This is a genomic window from Inquilinus sp., assembly GCF_057815775.1.
Genome location: NZ_JBYRFX010000177.1, coordinates 1 through 2,678 on the forward strand (window position 1 = coordinate 1; position 2,678 = coordinate 2,678).

A 2,678-nucleotide genomic window follows, 5' to 3' on the forward strand; every position below is an offset into this window, starting at 1 on the left:
CTGCATGCCATGGCGGTGGCCGTGAAGGAGCACGGGGCCGATGTCGGGCTCGGCTTCGACGGTGACGGCGACCGCTGCGGCGTGGTCGACGAGACGGGCCACGAGATCTTCGCCGACAAGATCGGCGCCATGCTGGCGCGCGACCTCGCCCGCGTGCACGGGCCGTCGCAATTCGTGGTCGACGTGAAGTCGACGGGGTTGTTCATGACCGATCCGGTGCTGAAGCAGCTCGGCGCCAGGACCGATTACTGGAAGACCGGCCATTCCTACATCAAGCGCCGGGTGCAGGAGCTGAACGCCCTGGCCGGCTTCGAGAAATCCGGCCATTTCTTCTTCAACCCGCCGATCGGCCGCGGCTACGATGACGGGCTTGTCACCGCCATCGCCGTCTGCGAGATGATGGACCGCAACCCCGGCAAGACCATGGCGGACCTGTACCGCGCCCTGCCGCAGACCTGGGGGTCGCCGACCATGTCGCCGCATTGCGCCGACGAGGTGAAGTACGAGGTGGTCGACCGCGTGGTGAAGCGCTTCCGCGAGATCGCCGCGAACGGTGGGCTCGGCGGCCACCGCATCGTCGACCTGGTCACGGTCAACGGCATCCGGGTGGTGACCGAAGACGGCACCTGGGGCTTGGTCCGCGCCTCCTCCAACAAGCCGGAGCTGGTGGTGGTGGTCGAAAGCCCGGTGTCGAAGGACCGGCTGCACGAGATGTTCGCAGCCGTCGACGGCGTGCTCCGTGAAAATGCCGAAGTCGGCGCCTACAACCAGACGATCTGAGAGGGCCGTCGGGTGAAAGGGTTAAATGAGGACTTTCTTTTTTGTCATTGCCGGGCTTGACCCAGCAATCCAGAGAATGTCGACAGCCTCTGGATGCCCGGGTCAAGCCCGGGCCTGACAGGAAAATGGATGAGCATTCCTTCGCCCGATTGTCTCGAACCATCCGACACCAAGATCTGCTGCCGCTGGAGACCATGATGAGCACTCCGACCGACCCGACCGCGCCCCTGGCGGCGCTGCGCGACAGGCTGATGCGCTGGCTGACCCTGGACGCACTGCCGGTCTGGTGGGAGACCGGTGCCGATCGCGAGCGCGGCGGCTTCCACGAGCGGCTGAATCTCGACGGCACGCCCTGCGTCGAGCCGCGCCGCGCCCGGGTGCAGGCCCGCCAGGTCTTCGCCTTCGCCGTGGCCGGCCGCCTGGGCTGGAGCGGCCCGTCGGCGCAGGCGGTGGAACACGGCCTGGAATTCTTCCGCCGAGCCTATGAGCGGCCGGACGGCACCTTCCGCACCCTGGTGGCGGCCGACGGCGCGCTGCTGGACGACACCGTGGTGCTGTACGACCAGGCCTTCGCCCTGTTCGCCCTGTCCGCCGCCAGCACCGTCGTCGCCGACCCTGCCCCGGTGGTGGTGGCGGCCACCCGGCTGCGCCAGCGCCTGGAGGCGACGCTGAAGAATCCGGCCGGCGGCTTCGAGGAGAGCGCGCCGCGCAGCCTGCCGCTGAAGGCCAACCCGCACATGCATCTGCTGGAGGCGTCGCTGGCCTGGGTCGAGCTGGGCAGCGGCCCGGACCAGGCGGCCTGGAATGCCCTGGCTGACGAGATCGCGCAGCTGGCGCTGACCCGCTTCATCGACCCGGCCACCGGCTATCTGCGCGAATTCTTCGACGGCGACTGGGCACCGGTGGCCGGCCAGGACGGCCGCATCGTCGAGCCCGGACATCTGTTCGAATGGGCCTGGCTGCTGGTGCGCTGGGGCAAGCTGCGCCACCGCGACGACGCCATCGCCGCCGCCCGGCAGATGGCGGAGGCGGCCGAGGCCACCGGTGTCGACCCGGCACGCGACGCCGCGGTCAATGCGATCCTCGACGACGCCGCGCCGCTCGACCCCGGCGCCCGGCTGTGGCCGCAGACCGAACGGATCAAGGCGGCCATCGCCCTGGCCGGCGTCGCGGTGACGGAGGTGGAGCGGGCGCTGTGGCGCGGCCGCATCGCCGCCGGCATTACCACGCTGCTGCGCTATCTCGACGTGCCGGTAGCAGGCCTGTGGCGCGACAAGCTGCAGCCGGACAACCGCTTCGTCGAGGAGCCGGCACCGGCCAGCACCTTCTATCACATCATCTGCGCCATCGAGGAGCTGGAGACCGCCTTCACCCAGGGGCGCCTGGACCGGGTGGCGGAGCCCGAGGCCGGCGCCGCGGCCTGAGGCGGATCGGGCGCGGCACTCGCGCCCGGTAGGACCAATGCGTGGTCCCGCCGCTTGCGAGACCTTTTCAGAAGTCGACCATCTTTAAGCGACTCCTGCTTTCCACTCTCCCCCTCCCGCAAGGGGAGGGGGGAGATTGCGAACCCAAGCTACGTCCGAAGTGAACCGGCCTCGCCCTCTCACCGTTATCGCGAGCCCGAAGGGCGTGGCGATCCAGACTGCCGCCGCCTGTGCGGTCTGCCCCGGCACGACTGGATCGCGTCGCGGCGCTCGCGATGACGGCGAAGGACGGGCGGCAGCGTGTCGGCAACCGCCGGCGCGCCCCGCCTCAGGAGCGTTGTTTGTCGGCCTCGATCATCCGCTGCCGGTACCGCTCCGCGACGCGGGCATTCTCCGCACGCGCGAGTTCCAGGGCCTCGCGGCGCCGTTGTCGGTCGGCTTCGGCCCGCTCCGCCAGGGTCAGTTCGCGCGGGA

General features: G+C 69.7%; 2 protein-coding genes. Both read left to right on the forward strand.

Going from position 1 to position 2,678, the window contains the following annotated elements; translation table 11 throughout:
* Positions 1-780: phosphohexomutase domain-containing protein (locus AC3XYG_RS06285; RefSeq protein ID WP_489138955.1), on the forward strand; the 780-nt coding region annotated here is incomplete at its 5' end.
* A gap of 194 nt (positions 781-974) precedes the next feature.
* Positions 975-2,204 (forward strand): AGE family epimerase/isomerase, encoded by a 1,230-nt coding sequence (locus AC3XYG_RS06290; protein ID WP_489138956.1) that lies wholly within the window; start codon positions 975-977, stop codon positions 2,202-2,204.
* The last annotated feature ends 474 nt before the right edge of the window (positions 2,205-2,678 follow it).